14 protein-coding genes and 1 tRNA gene are annotated in these 18,744 nt (G+C 37.3%); 4 read left to right on the top strand and 11 right to left on the bottom strand.

All coding sequences use genetic code 11. The features are described from left to right. Nucleotides 1-116 precede the first annotated feature (116 nt). Nucleotides 117-1,079 (top strand): isopenicillin N synthase family dioxygenase, encoded by a 963-nt coding sequence (locus E1171_RS20640; RefSeq protein WP_155207965.1) that lies wholly within the window; start codon nt 117-119, stop codon nt 1,077-1,079. Between the two features lie 198 nt (nt 1,080-1,277). Here the strand turns inward: E1171_RS20640 and E1171_RS20645 are convergent, their stop codons facing one another. The 3 genes from E1171_RS20645 to E1171_RS20655 form a co-directional block, all read right to left on the bottom strand. Then, the gene (locus E1171_RS20645) at nt 1,278-3,734 is read right to left on the bottom strand and encodes a zinc-dependent metalloprotease (RefSeq protein WP_155207966.1); all 2,457 of its coding nucleotides are present in this window, start codon (nt 3,732-3,734) and stop codon (nt 1,278-1,280) included. Nucleotides 3,735-4,147: 413 nt separating this feature from the next. Next, the gene (locus E1171_RS20650; RefSeq protein WP_155207967.1) at nt 4,148-4,855 is read right to left on the bottom strand and encodes an SDR family NAD(P)-dependent oxidoreductase; all 708 of its coding nucleotides are present in this window, start codon (nt 4,853-4,855) and stop codon (nt 4,148-4,150) included. 30 nt (nt 4,856-4,885) lie between these two features. Further along, nucleotides 4,886-6,205 carry a YjiH family protein gene (locus E1171_RS20655; RefSeq protein ID WP_155207968.1) on the bottom strand — a complete coding sequence of 440 codons (1,320 nt, stop codon included), beginning with the start codon at nt 6,203-6,205 and terminating at the stop codon, nt 4,886-4,888. Between the two features lie 524 nt (nt 6,206-6,729). Here E1171_RS20655 and E1171_RS20660 point away from each other — a divergent pair. Next, the gene (locus E1171_RS20660) at nt 6,730-7,464 is read left to right on the top strand and encodes a copper resistance protein NlpE N-terminal domain-containing protein (protein WP_187696568.1); all 735 of its coding nucleotides are present in this window, start codon (nt 6,730-6,732) and stop codon (nt 7,462-7,464) included. A gap of 65 nt (nt 7,465-7,529) precedes the next feature. On the opposite strand, the gene E1171_RS20665 is transcribed toward E1171_RS20660, so the two are convergent. Next, complete coding sequence (locus E1171_RS20665; RefSeq protein ID WP_155207970.1) at nt 7,530-9,209, bottom strand: ABC-ATPase domain-containing protein; 1,680 nt, start codon at nt 9,207-9,209, stop codon at nt 7,530-7,532. A 395-nt stretch (nt 9,210-9,604) separates the two neighbouring features. On the opposite strand from E1171_RS20665, the gene E1171_RS20670 reads away from it, so the two are divergent. Beyond that, nucleotides 9,605-9,865 carry a CDGSH iron-sulfur domain-containing protein gene (locus E1171_RS20670; protein WP_155207971.1) on the top strand — a complete coding sequence of 87 codons (261 nt, stop codon included), beginning with the start codon at nt 9,605-9,607 and terminating at the stop codon, nt 9,863-9,865. A gap of 51 nt (nt 9,866-9,916) precedes the next feature. Here the strand turns inward: E1171_RS20670 and E1171_RS20675 are convergent, their stop codons facing one another. The 6 genes from E1171_RS20675 to E1171_RS20700 form a co-directional block, all read right to left on the bottom strand. After that, entirely contained in the window at nt 9,917-10,918 is a 1,002-nt protein-coding gene (locus tag E1171_RS20675; RefSeq protein WP_155207972.1) for a succinylglutamate desuccinylase/aspartoacylase family protein, read from the bottom strand. 93 nt (nt 10,919-11,011) lie between these two features. After that, entirely contained in the window at nt 11,012-12,469 is a 1,458-nt protein-coding gene (locus E1171_RS20680; protein WP_155207973.1) for an ATP-grasp domain-containing protein, read from the bottom strand. Nucleotides 12,470-12,810: 341 nt separating this feature from the next. Beyond that, on the bottom strand, nt 12,811-13,989 hold the full coding sequence (locus E1171_RS20685) for a MalY/PatB family protein (RefSeq protein WP_155207974.1): 1,179 nt from the start codon (nt 13,987-13,989) through the stop codon (nt 12,811-12,813). Between the two features lie 73 nt (nt 13,990-14,062). Beyond that, nucleotides 14,063-14,446 (bottom strand): hypothetical protein, encoded by a 384-nt coding sequence (locus E1171_RS20690; RefSeq protein ID WP_155207975.1) that lies wholly within the window; start codon nt 14,444-14,446, stop codon nt 14,063-14,065. Between the two features lie 308 nt (nt 14,447-14,754). Next, a tRNA-Leu gene (locus E1171_RS20695) sits at nt 14,755-14,838 on the bottom strand. A 237-nt stretch (nt 14,839-15,075) separates the two neighbouring features. Continuing rightward, entirely contained in the window at nt 15,076-17,322 is a 2,247-nt protein-coding gene (locus tag E1171_RS20700; protein WP_155207976.1) for an ATP-binding protein, read from the bottom strand. A 540-nt stretch (nt 17,323-17,862) separates the two neighbouring features. Here E1171_RS20700 and E1171_RS20705 point away from each other — a divergent pair. Further along, a complete protein-coding gene (locus tag E1171_RS20705; protein ID WP_155207977.1) occupies nt 17,863-18,018 on the top strand; it encodes a hypothetical protein in 156 nt (51 codons plus the stop codon). Between the two features lie 275 nt (nt 18,019-18,293). On the opposite strand, the gene E1171_RS24325 is transcribed toward E1171_RS20705, so the two are convergent. Beyond that, entirely contained in the window at nt 18,294-18,461 is a 168-nt protein-coding gene (locus E1171_RS24325) for a hypothetical protein (protein ID WP_155207978.1), read from the bottom strand. Nucleotides 18,462-18,744: the final 283 nt, after the last annotated feature.

An 18,744-nucleotide genomic window follows, 5' to 3' on the forward strand; every position in this document is an offset into this window, starting at 1 on the left:
TTGCAAAAGTGCGAGTTCGGTTTATAGATCAGGTCCTGTACCGGTTTATCCGCCTGAGCTATAATGTATGATGTTCAATTACAGGGCGTTTTCAACTTTAAAAAAGTTTCAAAAGTATGAGTAACGTCACAATTGCGACCGTTGATTTTAATGATTTCATTTCCAGTGATGCGGAAAGAAAAGCCAGTTTTATTCAAAAATTGGGGGATTCCTTTGCTGAGATGGGTTTTGTAATTGTCAAAAACCATGGAGTAAGTAAAGAACTACGGGAAGATTTGTTTAGGGTGTCGAAAAGTTTTTTTGAATTGGAAGAGGCATTTAAACGAAACTACGAAAAAAAGGAACTGAATGGCCAAAGAGGCTATATCAGTAAAAATCGTGAGACGGCAAAAGGTTTTCAAACCCCTGATCTCAAAGAGTTTTTTCATGTGGGACAAATTGTAGAAGATAATGATCCCATAAAAGAAGAATATCCTGACAATATTTGGCCATCTGAGGTAAAGGACATGCAGGAAGTTACTACTCAGGTGTATAAGACTTTTGAAAATACGGGAAAACATTTACTTCGTGCTATTGCCTTGTATTTGGATCTGGATGAGAAGTATTTCGACGATAAGATTCATAACGGTAATTCCATCCTACGTTTGTTACATTATTACCCATTGAGTAATGTGGAAAATATTCCGGATGATGCTGTTAGAGCTGCTGCTCATGAGGATATAAACCTTATTACGCTTTTGATGGGAGGAAGTGCAGAAGGTCTGCAAGCTAAATCAAAAGATGGTCAATGGGTTTCAGTTTCTCCAAATGAGAATGAGATTGTTATCAATATCGGCGATATGTTGCAGCGTTTGACGAATAATCGTTTACGATCTACAACTCACAGAGTAGTTAACCCTGGAAAAGAAAAATTGGGAACTTCACGCTATTCGACGCCTTTCTTCCTTCATCCTCGCTCTGATATGGATTTATCTTGTTTAGAAAGCTGTATTGATGCTGATAACCCTAAGCATTATGAGGATATTACAGCAGGAGGATATTTGGACGAACGATTGATTGAACTGGGCTTAAAAAAATAAGAAGCTATAAATAAATTAGGTCGATGGTCAGCTTACTGATTTAGGCCATAGAAAAAAAGAGTTCCTGTAGGGTTTTGGAGTAATATATTTTTAAACCTACCAGGAACTATTTTTTTGATCTTATCAAAATTGAATAAAACAATTCCTTATCAGCTCACAATTAACTTTTCATTATTAAGTAATCCTTTTTCACTCAAATTACCATTCACAACTCATCCCAATAGGTGATCCCATAGGAATATCAAGGTTTTCAGCTGTCTGATAAACTTCCGGTGATTTTTTGAATCGTGCGATATCTTCTAATGCAAGGGTATAATGCGCTAACATGTCCGGATCTTGTTGATTTTTGATTTGCCCATTTAACCATTGTTCTAATTCATTGATTTTAAGTAAAGTGATTGCTCTTGCTTGGGCAACTGTTTGTTTATTTTCAGCCAGCTTAAAAAGTTTTTCCAATATCATGTGACTTACCAAACGGTTAATTTCTGCATATTGTGGATTGGATTCCTTTCTTTCCCAACTCACTTTAATAAGTTCATCAATTACTTGTTGTAGACCAGGAAGTTCAGGCTTTCGGGATTTGAATTCTACTATTCGACTTGCCCGTTGTGGGTTAAGTAGAAGGTTTACGGTAATTTCAGCTGAGCTGGAAGCAGCAGCTAATGGGTCAAAAACTAGGCCTGTCCGACTATCAAAATTTTCACGGCCACGGCTGTACCCATGAGGTTTGGGTGGTATTAATTCCAGAATTTGTTCCGGAATTGCAAGAAAACCAGGTTGGAGGGTGTTCGTAAGAATTTCCAGGGCTTTTTCCTGTTCTTGTCCACTAATTATTTCCGTAATTAATTGACCATCTCCTTTGGTGGCATAAGTATAATTCACCCCACCCACTAATTTACTGACTGCCTCCGTCTGATAACGATGTAGTAAGTAAATCGGCACCAAAACATCTTCCAAAGAGGCTAAAGGTTCTCCCTTAGGAATGCTATTTAATCCAAAACGATCCAATGCAATTTTTCGAACTTGCATAATGTGTTCAAGTTCTTCTACGGCATTTGTTCCATTATCCCAAAGGTGCGCAGTTGGATGAGCGCCTCCTGTGGGACGAGCATCGCGGTCAGAAATATATTGCAGCCCCATTTTATTACTTTCTTCCAAGATGGCTGCTAATCTCTCTTTTTCATTAGTGCCATTCGTGAATTCCGAGTAACCATATTTAATGGCTCGTTTATCCCATTCCCCAATTTCGGTGTCATAAGCCTCAGAAAAATCCAGTTCTCCTTTGTCATTGATTTTGATTAAAGGGTGAGGGTAATCCATTACCGAAGCCCGTTGGTTTTGGCTGGAAGCGTAGTTGTGCATTAAGCCTAAGGTATGTCCTACTTCATGCGCGGAAAGTTGATGTAGCCTTGCCAGGGCTAACTTTTCCATTTCTTGGGAAACGTTTTGGTCATCCAAATAAGGGGAGAGTAATCCCTGAGCAATTAAAAAATCCTGTCTCACCCTTAAAGAACCCAATGAGATGTGACCTTTGATAATTTCACCTGTTCTTAGATCAGTGATTGAATGTCCATAAGACCAACCTCGAGTGGAACGATGTACCCATTGAATGAGGTTATAACGAACATCCATAGGATCGGCATGTTCAGGTAAAATTTTCACCTGAAAAGCATTTTTGTATCCAGCTGCTTCAAAAGCCTGATTCCACCAACGTGCTCCTTCCAGTAAGGCGGAGCGAATTGGTTCCGGAGCTCCTCGGTCAAGGTAATAAACAATTGGTTCAACAGCTTCACTAACTGAAGCTTCCGGATTCTTTTTCTTTAATCGATGGCGTTCAATAAATCGCTTAACCAGTGGTTGGTCAATAGGAGTGGCATAATCTTGATAAGAAATAAACATGAAACCTGATCGGGGGTCAAATTCTCTCATTTCATAGCCTTCATCGGGAAGTTTTACAAAAGAATGGTGTTGGCGAACGGTGATGGCATCAGGGCTTGGTACTACGGACCATACGTAATTACCCTTCGGTTTTCCCACAAAGGTAAGGGTAGTTTCAAATTCGGTATTTTCGGGAAAATTTTTGGTCATCGGAAGGTAAATGGCTGATCGGGAGGCGTCAACATGATAGCTGCCCTGCCCACTTCGGTCCAGTGTACTGGCCACCTGGTGCGCATCTTGTAATAAGAAGTCAGTGGCATCTACCCATAGTTTTCCATTTTCTGTTTTACCCTCAAATCCCCACAGTACTGATTGGGCGAAGGCTTCTTCTACTGAACGAGCTTCTTCCGGATTGTTACTAACAGCTCTATAGCCGTAATTAGGCTGGATAAGAAGTACCTTGGGGCCACTTTTTATGAATTTTACCACTCTGCTTTGTCCAAATTGACCTCGATCCAAGCCAATGTCATTGGAGCCTACTCCTGTAGCCAGTGAGTTGATATATAAAAATTCAGTATTCAATTTATCTATTTCAACCCAAACTTTTCCCGTACTTTCTTCCCATTTAAAATTGAAGAATCCTTTTAAATGTTTATCATTTGAGTTCTGATTTTGATCTTTTGAGATATTGTTTATCCTTTTTCTTTGGGCATGGAGAGGAATGCTGATAGATCCTCCCAATGCGATCATTAGTAAGATTAATAGAGTTTTTTTCATCTTTTTTATTCCCTGTTTAAAAGCAATTTTTATAGTTCTTTTAAATAATATGAATATCATCTTGTGATTTTTTGAATATAGGTAATGAGTATTTTTATTCAAAATACCGTGTGCAAATAAGAGAAAATTGTCGGCTTTTTGTGGTGTTTAGTAAATAAAGTAAGTGGGAAAGTATTAGGAGAGGGGATTAAGTGCTTGTTAAAAAAGATGTAAACGTGTTTTAGATATTAAAGGACTAAATAGAAATGAGGAAATAGTTGGTTGTGATTAGAGTTCTAAGTATCTAAAATAGTCGTCTATTCCGTGTTCGGTTTGTAAAGGGTTTATTTTATTTATTTAATTATCTCCTAAAATCCCTTGGATTTAGAAGGGAGGATTAGGGAAATTTGAAATACTTTTTATTAAAGAATTCTTTACCATTTTATAATTTTATCTTCTGTTAAGTCAATGATACCATTGAATTTATTAAGTTGTCCATTTTCCCAATCAGTAATGATTTTTTTAGCGGCCCAATCCACTTCGATGTCAGCGTCTTTTTGGGCTATTTCTGTCTTTATTTTTCCTGGATGAAGGGCTACAATATTTACAAGTTCTTCAAATTCATTTTTTAAACAACAACTGAGCATATTTTGCGCTGCCTTTGCAATTCGGTAAGCATAACTTACTGGAACGTCTTTAAATATCCCGTCACTTTGTCGGCTTATGGAGCCCAGCCGAGAGTTAATGTTAATGACAGTAGGCGATTTTGCTTTTTTTAAATTGGTTTCCAGCGCTTTGGTGACCCTTAATACCCCTATACAGTGTACATTAAAGGCTTGCATCATATCATCACTTTCAACTTCGGCAAGTTTTTGCCCTTTTCCGGGAATACCCGCATTATTGATTAATAAATCAATTTTGTTTTCACCTACGGCATTGTGGATCTTATCGATGCAATCGTCATTTCCTACATCTGCTAAAATCAACTTTCCCATTTCGGGAATCATGTCTTTTTGCAAGTCTTTGAATTGCTCAATATTTCTTAAAAGACCATAGGTTTTGTAATTACTTTTTTGGCCGTACAAAAATAAGGCTCGGCCCAGTCCTTTACCTACACCCGTAATAAAAATAGATTTGTTCATAAAGAGGGAGATTATTTTGGTTATATGAATTTAGGAAAATAAGAAATAAGCTAAGGGAGTGGCTAATAACAAAGTTAATAATACCCGCTCAAACCATATAACTAATAATTTGGATAAACTGATGGGAATCTCAGTAGAAATTATACAAGGAATGGTTGCTGAGAAAAAAATAATGGAGGAAACAGATACCACTGCTATCACAAAGCGAGTAATTAATGGGGCCTTTGTTACCAATAAAGCAGGTAAAAACATTTCCGCGATTCCTATTCCTGAAGCTTTGGCTGCCAATAATGGTTCTGGGATTTTCAACAACCAGGTGAAAGGAAAAAATAGATATCCTAGCCAGTCGAAAACTGGAGTAAATTCTGCTAAAATCAATCCTATTAAACCCACAGACATAATCGATGGTAGAATTCCCATGGTCATTAGCAACCCATCTTTCAATTGTAAGGCTATATTTTTCCCTAAAGAGGGGGATAGGAGAGTGGCTCTCATCGCCTCGGTCCAGGCTTTTTTGAAATAGCTGCCTTGTTCAGTTTCTCTATTTTTGATGGGTTCCTTGAAATACTCCTCTGGAATCCCTTTAATGGGCCATATTCTAACCGAAATGGCCGTAACTATAAAGGTAATGATTATTGTAGACCAGAAATAGGAATTCCAAAAATCCATCAGGTTTAGGGTTTTGGCAATGAGGATCATAAATGTGACAGAAACAGTAGAGAAACCGGTGGCAATGATTATGGCCTCTTTGGTTGTGTATTTTCCTTCTTTATAAACACGGTTTGTTATTAATAACCCTATCGAATAACTGCCTACAAAAGAAGCAACTGCATCAATGGCTGATCTGCCCTGAGTTTTCCAAATCGGTTTCATTATGGGCTCCATAAAAACCCCAATAAATTCGAGAAATCCATAACCCACCAAAAAAGCTAAAAAAATTGATCCGACCGGAACGATAAAGCTAATGGGAATGACTAACTTTTCATAAAGGAAGGGCCCCATGGAGGGTTTAAATAGCCATTCAGGGCCAATTTGAAAATATATTCCTAAAGCTGTGATGAATCCTAAAACTTTAAGCAGGGAAAACGCCATGTCGGTTTTATTTTTATTCCAACTTTTTTGAATAAAGGGAATAAGAGCTCCCAGAAGAATTAAAAGTAAGGCATAGAGATTTGAATAGTCCTTAAAGGAAGATTTGATTAAACTGACTAAATGATCTAGGGGAATGGAGCTTTTGCCATTGAAGGTAATAGGAATGAAAAAAGCAAAAATGCCAAAGGCACTATATCCAAAAAACTTAATTAAAGAAGTGATTTTGACTCCCCTCATTTCTAAGCTATTCCTTTCCATAATTTGTAATTCTTTACTTTTGAGTCCTTTCACTTAAAAAAGCAATATAGGTGTTAAAACGGTAAGATGTTAATTGAATTCCTGTTTAAAAAGTATGGGTTCCCCTGTGATTTTCAAATCTGTTTTCCTTTTTCTATCCAATATATTAAGACTTAACTTGATTGAATCTTAAATCCTAATTCTTTAGTAGATCTCCTTCAGTGCAAAGCTCTATTCTTTAAATGACTTGTCACTTGAATATTATAATTTGAAAATGCTCTAGAAAGCTGGCTCATAGCATAAGCACTTGTGAGATAAAATGCTTTTAAAAAAGGAAATGATCTGAATGGATTATTTGAATTTAGTGTTTTAATTAAGAAAAGGAGGGTGCCAAGACATTTCTTTTAAGGGTACTTTTTGAATGAAAGTCAAATGAAGAAAATTAAAGGTTTAAAATAAAAAGGGATATGGAGTGTCCCTTGTTTTTTAAGATGGTTTTGAAAAAAGAAGAATATATTATGTGTTTTAGGTTACTATTTATTGGTATGCTTTCACTGTTAATTGTGGTGACCAGTTGTAAATCCAAGAAAAAAACCGAGGAGGAAGAAGCTCAGAAAGAAATGGTGAGTCCTGAAAATATGAAGGAAGGACCCCTTGTTATGAGCAATGAAGATGTAATGGGAGTATATGAAGGGGATTTTCCTTGTGATGATTGTGTTTTGGACCATTACCTAATTCAATTTCGGGTTGGTCAAATTTATTTCCTCGAAAGAGTTTATCAGAAAAGTGGTGGAGGTGGAAAGGAAATGATGTATGAAATTGGCCATTGGTCTATTAAAGATGGAAATAAATTGCAGCTGACTAAGGGTATGTTGGCTCCCTTTGAACAATTTGAGTTTGTAGATCGAAAAACGCTTCAGGCTTTAAACAGTGAAGGGATGATGGAAATCCCCAAAGAAGAAAACCAATTAGTGAAAGGTTTTAAAAAGATGGATTCCACCCCTTCCTTTAGTATGGATGGGATGTATGTGTTGGTGACAGATGATGGTTGGTTTGAAGAATGCAAAACAGGGCATCGCTTTCCAGTAGCCAAAACAGAAGCCAATGATAAATTGGAAAAAATGTATAATCGAAAACATAAAGAACCCAGTGAGAAGCTTTTTGTAAAAATGAAAGGATATTTGAAAAGCCAACCCACCCAAGAAAATGAAATCATAAATGTTATCGTAGTCGAACAAGTGATGTCCATGGATAAGAAAAGTGGTTGTCCTCAAAAATGAGAAACAAAGATTGGGGCGCAAAAATCAGCGTCCCAATTGAGTGTGTTCTCTTTTACTTTTATTCATTATTGAATTACTCCTTTCCTCCAACGAGATAATGTGGCTCCCAATTCATATTTTCGAGCATACGCCAAGTTTCCTTTTTCTCCTAAAATGCTGGAAATAGGTTCCTTTTTTAAGGATTCTTCCATTTGGTCCAAAGCCTCTTTTATAGAGATTTTTTGAGAGAAAAGAAAAGCAATTTCTTTGATTGCTTCCCCAATGAGATTTGCCTGGGCATTTTCAGTCAGCTGCTCAAGTCCCCTAATATCGATTTCCTCTTTATTAATGCTGATTTCATCCAGACCCCTGGTTTTTATTTTATACCTTCCGTTAAATTCACTTTTTAGTTGATTGATAGCTAATTGTCTTTTACGGGGTGTAAACCCTTCCTTTACTTCATGGGAGGCATGAGCAACTTCATAACGACTGATAACCTCTTTTGCTTTTTGGGTAATGTCCATGACATGATATTCATCGAGCATTAAAACGGTATCTGCCACAGCAAAATAATCGCCTAGACCACCGATTACTAGTACAGAGGAAATGCCCATTTGCTCTTTTAACCCTTTGATTCGTTCTATATAGGAAGTAATAGGCTCCTTCTCCTTCTTGATAAGCTCTTGTACTTTATGGTCTCGAATCATGAAATTACTAGCGGACGTATCTTCATCGATCAAAAGGGTTTTAGCACCCAGCTCCAGGCTTTCAATAATGTTACATGCTTGAGAAGTGGAACCGCTTGCATTTTCGGTAAAGAAATCCTCCGTATCTTTTTGAAAGGGCAGGTTATTGATAAATGGGGAAATGTCTGCATGTTGAATAAAACGCCCATCTTCGGCTCTTACTTTAACTGTGTCCTGGTCGCAGATGCAAAGCTCTCTTCCATCGCCAGGAATGTGGTTATAAACCCCCATTTCCATGGCATTCATTAAAGTGCTTTTGCCGTGGAATCCTCCTCCCGTAATAATAGTAATTCCCTTTGGCAGGCCCATTCCTTTGATTCGTTTTCCCATTACTTCTAGTTCTATTTCAAGAGAGGAAGGACTTTGAAAAGTTACTCCCTTTTCCATTGGACGGTGATCTACAGAAGAGCGTCGTGCCAATTGACTACCGTTGGCAATGAAACAAATGAGTTTTTTTTGTATTAAAAGTTGGCGGATTTTTTCAGCTCTCTCGTTGTTTTGGGAATGTGCGAATGCCTTTTCCCTTTTTGCGGGATCATCATTTTGTAGAGAGCGAATCCATTCTGGAAGTTCTTCCAATAACATTACCTTGGCCTGTCGGCCCAAAACACGACGTCCTTGGGCAGGAAGTCCCATATAAAAGCGGAGATGAACTTTTTTATCTTCAATTTCCAAGGCTGTTCGTTTGATGATTTGTTGGGCAGGTTTTTGGATTTCTATTGTCCCACTTTTGCCGCTTCCCCTTTTTTGTCCTATGTTCTTTAAATTTTTCCAGGCCAATCGGTGGATGTAATCAGCTAAACCTAAACTACGGTCATCTTGATTGTAAAGATCTATGGGATAGCCGAAATCTTCCAAATCAAAACTTACTTTTAATAAAGAAGGAGAAGCAAAGGGATCTCCCTGAATGCGGAGTATATTTAATTGAAAATCCTCATAAAAGTATTTTCCTTTGAGATCTTTATATGCATTGTAGCTCTTTCCGTCAATGCGTGAAAGAATAGCATTTAATGTTTTCATGAATTGAATAGTTTACTTTTCCAAAGTCAAAGATACAGGACAGAGTTTTTAAAATATTTCAAACTCCTTTTGCAGTAGTAAATCTAGTCCTAAATAAATTAAAGATTGATGATGTAGCAATAGGGCTAAAGCAGAAAATTTACAGTTTAGAAGAAGTAATGCACATTTCCTTTTCCTTTTGGCATTATTATGCATTAAAGAAGTTTGAATACAGGGGAAAGGCAATGATTTTGTAGGCTCATAAAGCCCGTTATGGTGATTAAACTGGAAATAATTTTTTGTCGTTTCAAAAATATAGGCCAAACTATCAAAATTAATAAGTGCTTAGCATTAAAAATTGGCCTAACCTTTTTAATCTGGTTTTAAAGAAAGAGTTAAAAAGAAATAATAATATTATGTCTGAAGAACCAAAAATTGCGCAAAAAGGTCCTTACATCTTAGAAATGGAACCTGGGACCTATTTTTGGTGCCGTTGTGGAAGAAGTAAAACTCAACCTTTTTGTGATGAGTCTCATAAAGGGACCTCTTTTACTCCCATTGAGGTCAAAATTGAAAAGAAAAGTAGAATCTTTTGGTGTGGTTGTAAACATTCAGGAAATAAACCCTATTGTGACGGGTCCCATGCCCGGCTAAAGGAGGAAAAAGTGAGTGCTTAATAAAGTCACTATCTATGGTAAAAAATCTGCTATATAAATCAGTATCAATGTTTATTTCCTTGGGGTGGGTTTAAGAGATGTCTCTGGGGGATGTTCTTTGACAACTCCGAGGTGTAGAATCCTTCCTCCCGTTGGGCAAATGGGTTCTACACTTTTTCCTATTACCACTCCATCTTTTGGGGCGTAATAACTCTTAATTCCCTCCCCAAAGGCATCCCTTATGATGGCTATGCTCTCTCCCTTTTTAACCTCTTGTGCAACATTTGGAAAAACTTCTAAAACACCCCCATGATCAGTATAGTACCATTGGGAATGACTACAAACTATGGTTGGAGTTAGAGGTGCTTCAATCTCACCTTCTAGCATATTTAGGTAAAAAAATAAATTAAAAATACCTGTCATGGAGGAGCGAATCATTCCTTTTTGGAATTTATTTGGGTCTCCTACTTCTACAGTTATGGCATGGATCCCCAAATTGGTAGCGGCCTCTCGAAAGGTGCCAAATCCACCCTCAGAGTCCAGTACGATTTGGGCATTTTGCAACATGGCCATTTTTCTCACTTCTGAATCATGGAGGCTGGCTCGTATATAATAGGAATTAACTCTTCCAAAGCTGGCGGTATGAAGATCTACTAAATAATGAAAATGGCGTGCAATTTTTTCAATGAAGCGATGTGCATATACCTGACTTTCATTTCCCATGCTATACCCAGGCATAATGCGGTTAAGGTCTTCTTCATCGGTATACCTTCTTTGATATCGCAATACAGCCGGTACATTAACCATTGGAATTCCAACTATAGTACCCCTTAACTCTGATACATCAATATCAGCTAATAATTTTTGTATGACTTTTACCCCATTGAGCTCATTGCCATGTATTGCTGCAGTAAGGCCAACAATGGGGCCGTTATTTTGACCCCTTAGGATAATTACTGGAACTAGAACGGGATGTCCAACGCCATCTTCAATCAAATGAATCCAGCATTTGTTAAGGGATTTTTTAGGAAAGACATTTATATTTAAAGCTGCAAATACAGGGTGTTTTGGCATATTCAGATGAAAGCAAGTTATCAGTGCTCCTGCAAAAGCTTAATAATCCAGCTCTTTGTTGGTGCTCCTTTTAATAACATCTTAAGGAATCATCTAAATGTTCAAAATTTCTTCCATTAACGTTTTGTCAGGGTTTAGGGATTGGAATAATTTCTTTTTTATTCCCCCAGTAGAGCTCATCAATTTGTCAGCTAGTTTGTCAATGGCAATGGTGGCTAAAATACTTTGGATGTAGGACTCAATAAGATCGTCAATACCCAGCCCTAGTTGATTAAAATCTTTTAAGTCCATTAGGATTAATCGATTGGTGTCAGAATCCCATTCATGTTTACCGGTTTTAATAGAAAGGTTAGTTCCCAGAATTTCCCAGGAATTAGCCTTTTTGTCCAAAACATCTTTTAAAGGAAGGGCAGCTTTTCGGGAGTACATACATAATGGACGGTAACCCTCTGCTGTATAGTAGATCATACAGCGTAGGTCGGAAACATAACTGTTTCCTAGTTTGTCCGGCATAGTTCCCACCTGATAAAGACGGCCTTTTTCAGTAGAAGAACTCCAGTGAAAATTCCCTATTAAACTTTGGACGATAAATTTTTGGTACTCGAACTCTTGTTCCATAAAATCGTCCAATTCCTTTTGGTTGGTAATGGTAAATACTCCTTGACCGGCATTACTATATGGAATCTTGATGACGGCATGGCCTCCAAATTTTCGTACCCAAAGCGGGATTTCCGTTTTGTTGACATCCCAAACCGTTTCAGGCGCATTAATATGGAGACCGGTTCCATTCAATTCGGCATTGAAGAATTCATAAGCTTTAGAAGCCATTAATTTATTTCTTCCTCCTGCCAAACAAGCAATTATAGGGTTGTAAATAATGGACTTTCCTCCAATTGGCAATCTGTTCCAGGGTTTTTGGGTGAGATAGCGGAAAAGGGCACGGATAGGTTTCCATCTATTCTTTACCTTTATTTCCATTTTTCCGTCGGAATAACGAATATGCTTTTGTTCTTCTCCTGTGTAGTAAAGCACGGCATACACTTCTTCCTGAAAAGCTTCGGCCATTGCCGAGGCGTATCCGGAAGCTTCTTTTTGGTTTTTATCGTAAATAACGGCTAATACCCCATTTTCAATCATTCGTTTTCCTTTCAAATATAATTTGAAAGAGTTTTCCATAAGAGGTAAATACCCTCCGTATTCGGTGTAATCACTTAGGTGAGGCATAGATTTTTGACCGGAAGGAGAAGAATTGGTTTCTATGACCACCATTTGTCTTTGACCAATACTTGAGGTGACATTGATGATGTCAGTTCCTGACCACCATAAATATTTAGGCTTGTATTGTAGTAATTCTGTAAGAAATTTTCGGTTTACCATTGGGTGAAGGTGACAATAACGGCTGACCATCCTTTCTTGGGATATTTTTAAGAAAAATCTCATCAAAGGATGTATAGTGGCATTAAGGGCTCGGGGATACCAGTGGTCTTCCGGCTTAAATTCACCAGGCTTAAAAATGGTTATGGCTTCGTGGGGTTGGCGGTCCGTAATCATATATGAAAGTTCAATAATGTACTAATTGAAGGGGAAATAATAATGGTTACGATTTAGAAGAGTATTGTAATTTTAATTGAGTTTAATTTAATGAATAGCGCTTTATAAACTATTTATTTTTGAGCCTCTATTATCTCACACTGTGTATAATCCTTTTTTGAAAGGTGTTGTTGCGAAATCTTAAGCTCCAAAGCCCTATTATACACTTTTGGTTTAAGGAGAGAAATTATTTAGAATTTACAATTATTTTTGATTTAGTTCTTGAGAGTTTAGTAAAATCTAAATAGGATTTTTCGTATTCACTATTTGGAATGGATAATCCTGGTTTTTGAATATTTCTTTTAAATCTCAATTTCCTTAACTGCTTTTGTTATTTGTTGGAGGGCTTGTTGAAGTATCGGACGGGGACAACCAATATTGAGTCGCATAAATTGCCTTCCTTCTTCACCAAATTGAATTCCACGATGCAAGCCAACTTTTGCCTGTTTTATCATAAATTCCGATAATTGGTCATCATCCATTTGTAGACCTCGGCAATCTAGCCAAATTAAAAATGTGGCTTCAGGTTTCATTGCCTTTATTTCTGGGATGTGCTTCTCAAAATAATTGCATACAAACTCTGCATTTTCTTTTAAGTAAGGAAGCAACTGATCTAACCATTCTTTTCCATGCTTATAGGCAGCGATAAGGGCCTCTGTTCCAAAAGTGTTCCCGATAAAGAGATGGCTGGCTTCCATAGCCCTGAAGAATTTTTTTCGTAGATCTGGATTAGGAATAGAAACAATTGCGCTGTTTAAGCCGGCGATGTTAAATGTTTTGCCTGGAGAAAAGCAGGTGAAGGATTTTTGTGCTAATTCTTCAGAGATAGAAGCTATAGGAATATGTGGTTTGCCAAAAAGGCTCAGATCCATGTGTATTTCATCGGATATGATCAAGATATTGTTTTTAAGACAAATGTTCCCTAATCGCTCCAACTCCTCCTTATCCCACATTCTTCCTCCTGGATTATGAGGGTTGCAAAACAAAAGAATTTTGGTCTTCTTATCAATCTTAAGCTCCAGGTCTTTAAAATCTATTTCATATTTTCCATTTTGCAGTTGCATTGGGTTTGTCAGTATTTCCCTTCCATTTCCTTTTATTACATCATAAAAGGGATGGTACACAGGTGTTTGGACAATAATTTTGTCTCCCGGTTGGCTAAAAGAATGGATTATCATGTATAGGGCAGGAACTACCCCCGGGCTAAATACCATACTTTTTGTACTTACTTCCCATTGGTGCCTCTTTTTTAACCATCTTTTTGCAGCCCCAAAAAATTGATCGTTTTGTAGTGTGTAGCCATATATAGGGTGTTTGGCCCGTTTGCAAATGGCCTGTTCGATCTCTAAAGGGCTCCTGAAATCCATGTCGGCTACCCATAGAGGAATGATATCAGTAGCTCCAAATAGTTTTTGTCTCAAATCATATTTGACACTTTTTGTGCCTTCACGACTGATGATTTCTTCGAAATTGTATTGCATAAAATTGGACTGGTGTTAAAGAGATAACGCAAGTCTTATCATTAGCTTTTAAAACCGTAATATAAGGCAAAATTTAAGAAATGAATAGTTCGCTAATGCCCCAAATCATTAAAACAATCCAGGCAGCGATGTAGACCAGGTTTTCTTTTACAACTTTATCTGGGTTCATTATTTGAAGCAAATCCTTTACATAATTTGTAAAGCCTACTCCCATTAAAAGAGATAAGAAAAGGAGAACCGCAAAAATTTCTATTATGGTGATTCCTGCTTGAACTAAAAGGTAAAGGACAATAGCAGCCGAAATTAAATATACAGATTTGGTGATTTGAGTATTGGCGTAAATTCGTTCTACAAATTTATACCATGAATTGGGAGAAATAAATATTACAATGATTTTAATTACCCCTATAAAAAGAATTATTGCGGCTAAAATTTCAATAACATCGAAATCTTTCATGACCTGATAGCTTATATATTTAAAACAAAGGGCGAAGAATTTAAATTCTTTGCCTGGAGTACCCTTGTGGTTTACTTTGTTGCTTTAATTTCTGGAAAAATGGTTGAGATGGAATAAAGAGAGAGGGGAACTGGTTGGTCATGAGGTTACCTTAAAAACTCCTATGAAGAAACTAAATCACAAAAAAGGCTGAAAATGTATTTGGAGAGTCTTGATGTTCTATTAGATAGATATTTTTCGGAAGAAATGGTATAAAAATAAAAAACCCCTCAGAAAACTGAGAGGCTCTTTAAAGTTATCACTACTAGTACCTAGGGCCGGAGTCGAACCGGCACGGCCTAATGGCCATTGGTGTTTGAGACCAACGCGTCTACCAATTCCGCCACCTAGGCTTATTTGTTTGACCGTTGTTGCTGTAACGGGATGCAAATATGTAGAGTTGTTTATCAATTTGCAAGCCTCAGATGCCCTTTTTTTACTCTTTTTTTTCTGTGAAGCTCTAATTTTCTTCTATCTATCTGATTATCTGTAGTCTTTTGAGGATTAAAAAATTGAATATTTTTTGATCTCATGATCGTATTTTTTAAGATGGAAAAAGATCGCTGTTTTTTATTCAATCTTCTCTGTTTTTATCCTCTAATTTCTACCATGCTGCCTTCTTCCCAGGTAAGCCAATCGGTAATGTCAATTCCGAGTAAACTATTTTCCCTGGGCAATTTATCAAAAGGGATATTTTCAGAGACTACTTCACCCAATTTAATATCCTTAAAGGAGTTGACGAAATGTTTCAGTTCTCTGATCCCCAAATCGGGTTGAAGACTATGAAAAGTTCGCAACACTTTTTTGGATACACGTTGAATATCCGGATAAGTGGCCATTAATAAGGTAACTCCAAGGTAGACCTTTTCCAGGCGGGCTTGCAAAACCTCTTGAGTTTGGGAAAGATCAATTTCTAAATTTAATGGGGGCATGGTAAGGCGAGATTCAAAATCACTGGCTTTGTTGGATTTATTCCATTCCGGATCCGTTGGGCGTACGGGGCGCTCGGTTCCGGCAAAAATCCAAAAGCATGGGGGGATATTAAAGGTTTTTCCTGCCCGATCAAAGATTCCTTCTTCTAGGGGGGCCAAAAAAGTATCATAAACCGGTTGTCCATTCAACATAGCATTGATTTCGTCGATAAAAACCAAAAGAGGTTCTTTTCTATTTTGTGCATGACTGGTTACAATGGTGTCAAAGCAATCTAGAATGTCATTTTTAGAAAGCATTTGGGTGATATTAAAAGGAAGGAACCGCATACCGACAGAATTGGCAAGCCTTTTCATTAAAAAGGTTTTCCCAGAGCCTGGAGTTGCAATTAACATACAACATCGATTCCTGGCTTGTCCTGAATCCCTAAATGTTCTGGCTTCCTGCACCAACTTCTGTAAAACTACTCTTTTTGAACTGACAATGGAGGTATACCCATCCACTTCAATCATGGAGCGCCACAAATCGATGTATTCTTTTTGATCTTTTCTTTTGATTATTCCATAATTGGAATAAGCTTGTTGCCACTGTTCCTGAGAAAGCTGCCAAGGAAAAGGTTTTTTCCAATCTCCCACCTCTCCATAAGATCGAAACATGTCTAATTCTGGCTCATTTTCCACCTTCCATTCCTTTGGGTCTTCTACCCTTCGAGCATCAGATTGCCGCCAAAACTGCGTGAAGGCAAAGGCCTGTCGTATGATTTGTTCAAAATCAGTGCAACTAATTTTTTCAAAATGGCCTACCACATTTAATAAATTAGAAATCAGGGCTGGAAAAAAGACACTGGCCATGGGGCGCTCCAATACAAGGGAAGAGGGTTCGGGGGCCAACTGCATAATTCCCTTAACTTGTTCGCCTTGGTCCCCCTCACAGTCATAACGGGCAAGTACCCTGGATTTTTCAGGAAGGGCCACAATGATTGGATCAGATTTCTCTTTATCTTTAAATCCCTCTGCAAACTTGTCGAGCTCCTCCAGGGCCTCGTATGAAACAAAGCCAGAACGAGTAATCCACATATTAAGTTTTCCATCCCGGATTGCATTTTCTGCCGTAGGTTGTGGGATAAATAACAAACGTAGATTCACCTGTTGCAGGTCCTTGAACCAATCGGTATCTGGTAACCAGTTTCGGGAAGAAACAAACCAGGGAGTATTTTCTGGTATTTCACTGTTGATTAGACGCTGGATGAGGGCGCTGGAAATAACCCCTTTGCCATTGTCCTTGATTACGACGGCCCTAATCTGCTGTAATTCTTCAGGACTAATCAGGTGGTTAAACTCAAAGCCATCAAGGTTTTTTTCACTAGTCACCCATTCACTGCGATCCACATATACGGGTAGTTCCCAATCAAAGCGATCCAATAAAGTAATCTTTCCTCGAGTGTGTTGATAAACCCGAATCACCCGGGTGGTGCCATATTCATCATATTTTGGCAAGCCGGCTCCCAGGTTAATTAATTTTACACGCTCCACTTTTTTGGGAGGCTGAAAAGCCAAACAATGGTGGGATTGGGTATCTTCGTCAAACTGATTGAATAGGGCCTCCAGATATGAAGTGTCATCTTTATGCCAAATGCCTACTCCGATAATATCAAATACTGCTCTTTCTCCCAAACTGGAATTGTGCATGGTGTGGGCAACCATCCCCGCCCCAGCCAAGGATTTGATATTATTTTGAAGGGCGTGTAAAGATCGGTAATGGGCATATCCTGTACGACTACTTACACGAGAACGATGAACCCCGATGGCCCATTTTTCTTCTACCAGCCAGTCACCCACCAGAAGGATCTTTTTTCTTTTGCTTAATTCCCTATTTTCTGGCTTCTTTTCAGGTTCCTTTCTCGCCATATTTAAAAATATTAAGCTCCATATTCAAGCTTTGCAAGCTTTTACTTTTAAACATTTCCAATAGTCAGAGAAATTCAATATTCACTTAAACATTAAAGGAAATTATTAATTAGGATTGAAAAATCGCCAAGTGAACATTAAACTAACTGATGTGGGTTCTTTTTATTGATGGCTAATCTTATTCTCTGCATAACCATCATTGCAAAAGGTTAAAATTATCATTTGAGTTCTCTTTTCATCGTTATCATAAAAAGAAGAGTGTAAAGGAATTTATTTTTAATAAATTTGAGGTGGATAAAAACCTGGAAAAAAATATTGAGGTTAACCTAAACTTGTAAATATTTTGGGTATTTAACTTCTAAAAAGGGAATTTTTGTCTTGTTTAAAAAGAATTTTCAATTAAGAATAACAAAAACTATTTATCTGTCGTATATTCGAACTTTGAAAGGCAGACCTTACAATTTTAAGCTTAAAAGTAGGTCTTTTTATTGCTGTTAAGCGGTGAACAAATAGTAAGAATTAATTTAAAGAATATAAGTTATGCATGTTCCTATTCAAGATGGTGCCAACCTGTTTATCTGGATTGTAGTGATTTTAGGTGCATTTGTAAATGCTCTATTGTTTATGGATAGTATTTTTGGCAAAAACACTATTTTTGGCAAAAACAAGAAAAAGAATACAGAGGCTAAGCACTAATAGGATAGCCTAATAATATCAAAGCCCGCCTTACTTAGACGGGCTTTATTTTTTTATTGATTGTATTTCCAACTTATACCAATATCTTATAATTAGAAAACCTCATTCTTGAGGGCCTGGGAAGCTCAATTTATCTTTTTTTTAACTGTTTGTTCCTCTGGTTTTTCTATTTACTTAATTTAATTTTTCTTTCACTTCCTCCAGTCTTTTAACTACGTTCGATTCATTATCAATGGCTTTCATCATTTTTTCCTCATTTTCAGCCAAACGGATTTTTAATTTACGGGCTCTTGGTCTAGTATATTTGCTTTAGAACTATCGGCAACTAATAAAATTAGCAACATGACATCACCCCAAGTTATTAAATTTATTATATACGCTTTCTGGCTTTCTTGAGTCGCCAGTTCTTTTTCAGCTCTCTTTTCATCAATAAAATATTTCAAGTATTTTTTCCTGTTCAGTGTTTAATTCTTTCGTTAATTTCACTTCACGATCGGAATAGAACCGCTGTTTCTCAAGATCCTTTTGCTTATAAGAAAGATCTTTTTAAGTTGTGGCTGCCTCCAATTCTACTCCCATTATTTCCAACTCATTAGCCAAATTGAAAGACATCAGGTAGGTTTTGTAGGCTTTTTTTTAATAAAATAGATGCTAGATTTTTTAAGCGTTAGCCTTCAAAAATCCGATATCGTAATATTTAAGATGATCGATAATTTCTAGACTTTT

It is taken from the genome of Xanthovirga aplysinae (assembly GCF_009711365.1).
Taxonomy (GTDB): domain Bacteria; phylum Bacteroidota; class Bacteroidia; order Cytophagales; family Cyclobacteriaceae; genus Xanthovirga; species Xanthovirga aplysinae.

Excerpts from the sequence above, each read along its gene's own strand:
- E1171_RS20705 (WP_155207977.1), top strand. The coding sequence starts at position 17,863 with ATGCATGTTCCTATTCAAGATGGTGCCAACCTGTTTATCTGGATTGTA.
- E1171_RS20650 (WP_155207967.1), bottom strand. The coding sequence starts at position 4,855 with ATGAACAAATCTATTTTTATTACGGGTGTAGGTAAAGGACTGGGCCGA.
- E1171_RS20680 (WP_155207973.1), bottom strand. The coding sequence starts at position 12,469 with ATGATTACGGACCGCCAACCCCACGAAGCCATAACCATTTTTAAGCCT.
- E1171_RS20665 (WP_155207970.1), bottom strand. The coding sequence starts at position 9,209 with ATGAAAACATTAAATGCTATTCTTTCACGCATTGACGGAAAGAGCTAC.
- E1171_RS20685 (WP_155207974.1), bottom strand. The coding sequence starts at position 13,989 with ATGCAATACAATTTCGAAGAAATCATCAGTCGTGAAGGCACAAAAAGT.
- E1171_RS20645 (WP_155207966.1), bottom strand. The coding sequence starts at position 3,734 with ATGAAAAAAACTCTATTAATCTTACTAATGATCGCATTGGGAGGATCT.
- E1171_RS20640 (WP_155207965.1), top strand. The coding sequence starts at position 117 with ATGAGTAACGTCACAATTGCGACCGTTGATTTTAATGATTTCATTTCC.
- E1171_RS20670 (WP_155207971.1), top strand. The coding sequence starts at position 9,605 with ATGTCTGAAGAACCAAAAATTGCGCAAAAAGGTCCTTACATCTTAGAA.
- E1171_RS20655 (WP_155207968.1), bottom strand. The coding sequence starts at position 6,205 with ATGGAAAGGAATAGCTTAGAAATGAGGGGAGTCAAAATCACTTCTTTA.
- E1171_RS20660 (WP_187696568.1), top strand. The coding sequence starts at position 6,730 with ATGCTTTCACTGTTAATTGTGGTGACCAGTTGTAAATCCAAGAAAAAA.
- E1171_RS20700 (WP_155207976.1), bottom strand. The coding sequence starts at position 17,322 with ATGGCGAGAAAGGAACCTGAAAAGAAGCCAGAAAATAGGGAATTAAGC.
- E1171_RS20690 (WP_155207975.1), bottom strand. The coding sequence starts at position 14,446 with ATGAAAGATTTCGATGTTATTGAAATTTTAGCCGCAATAATTCTTTTT.
- E1171_RS20675 (WP_155207972.1), bottom strand. The coding sequence starts at position 10,918 with ATGCCAAAACACCCTGTATTTGCAGCTTTAAATATAAATGTCTTTCCT.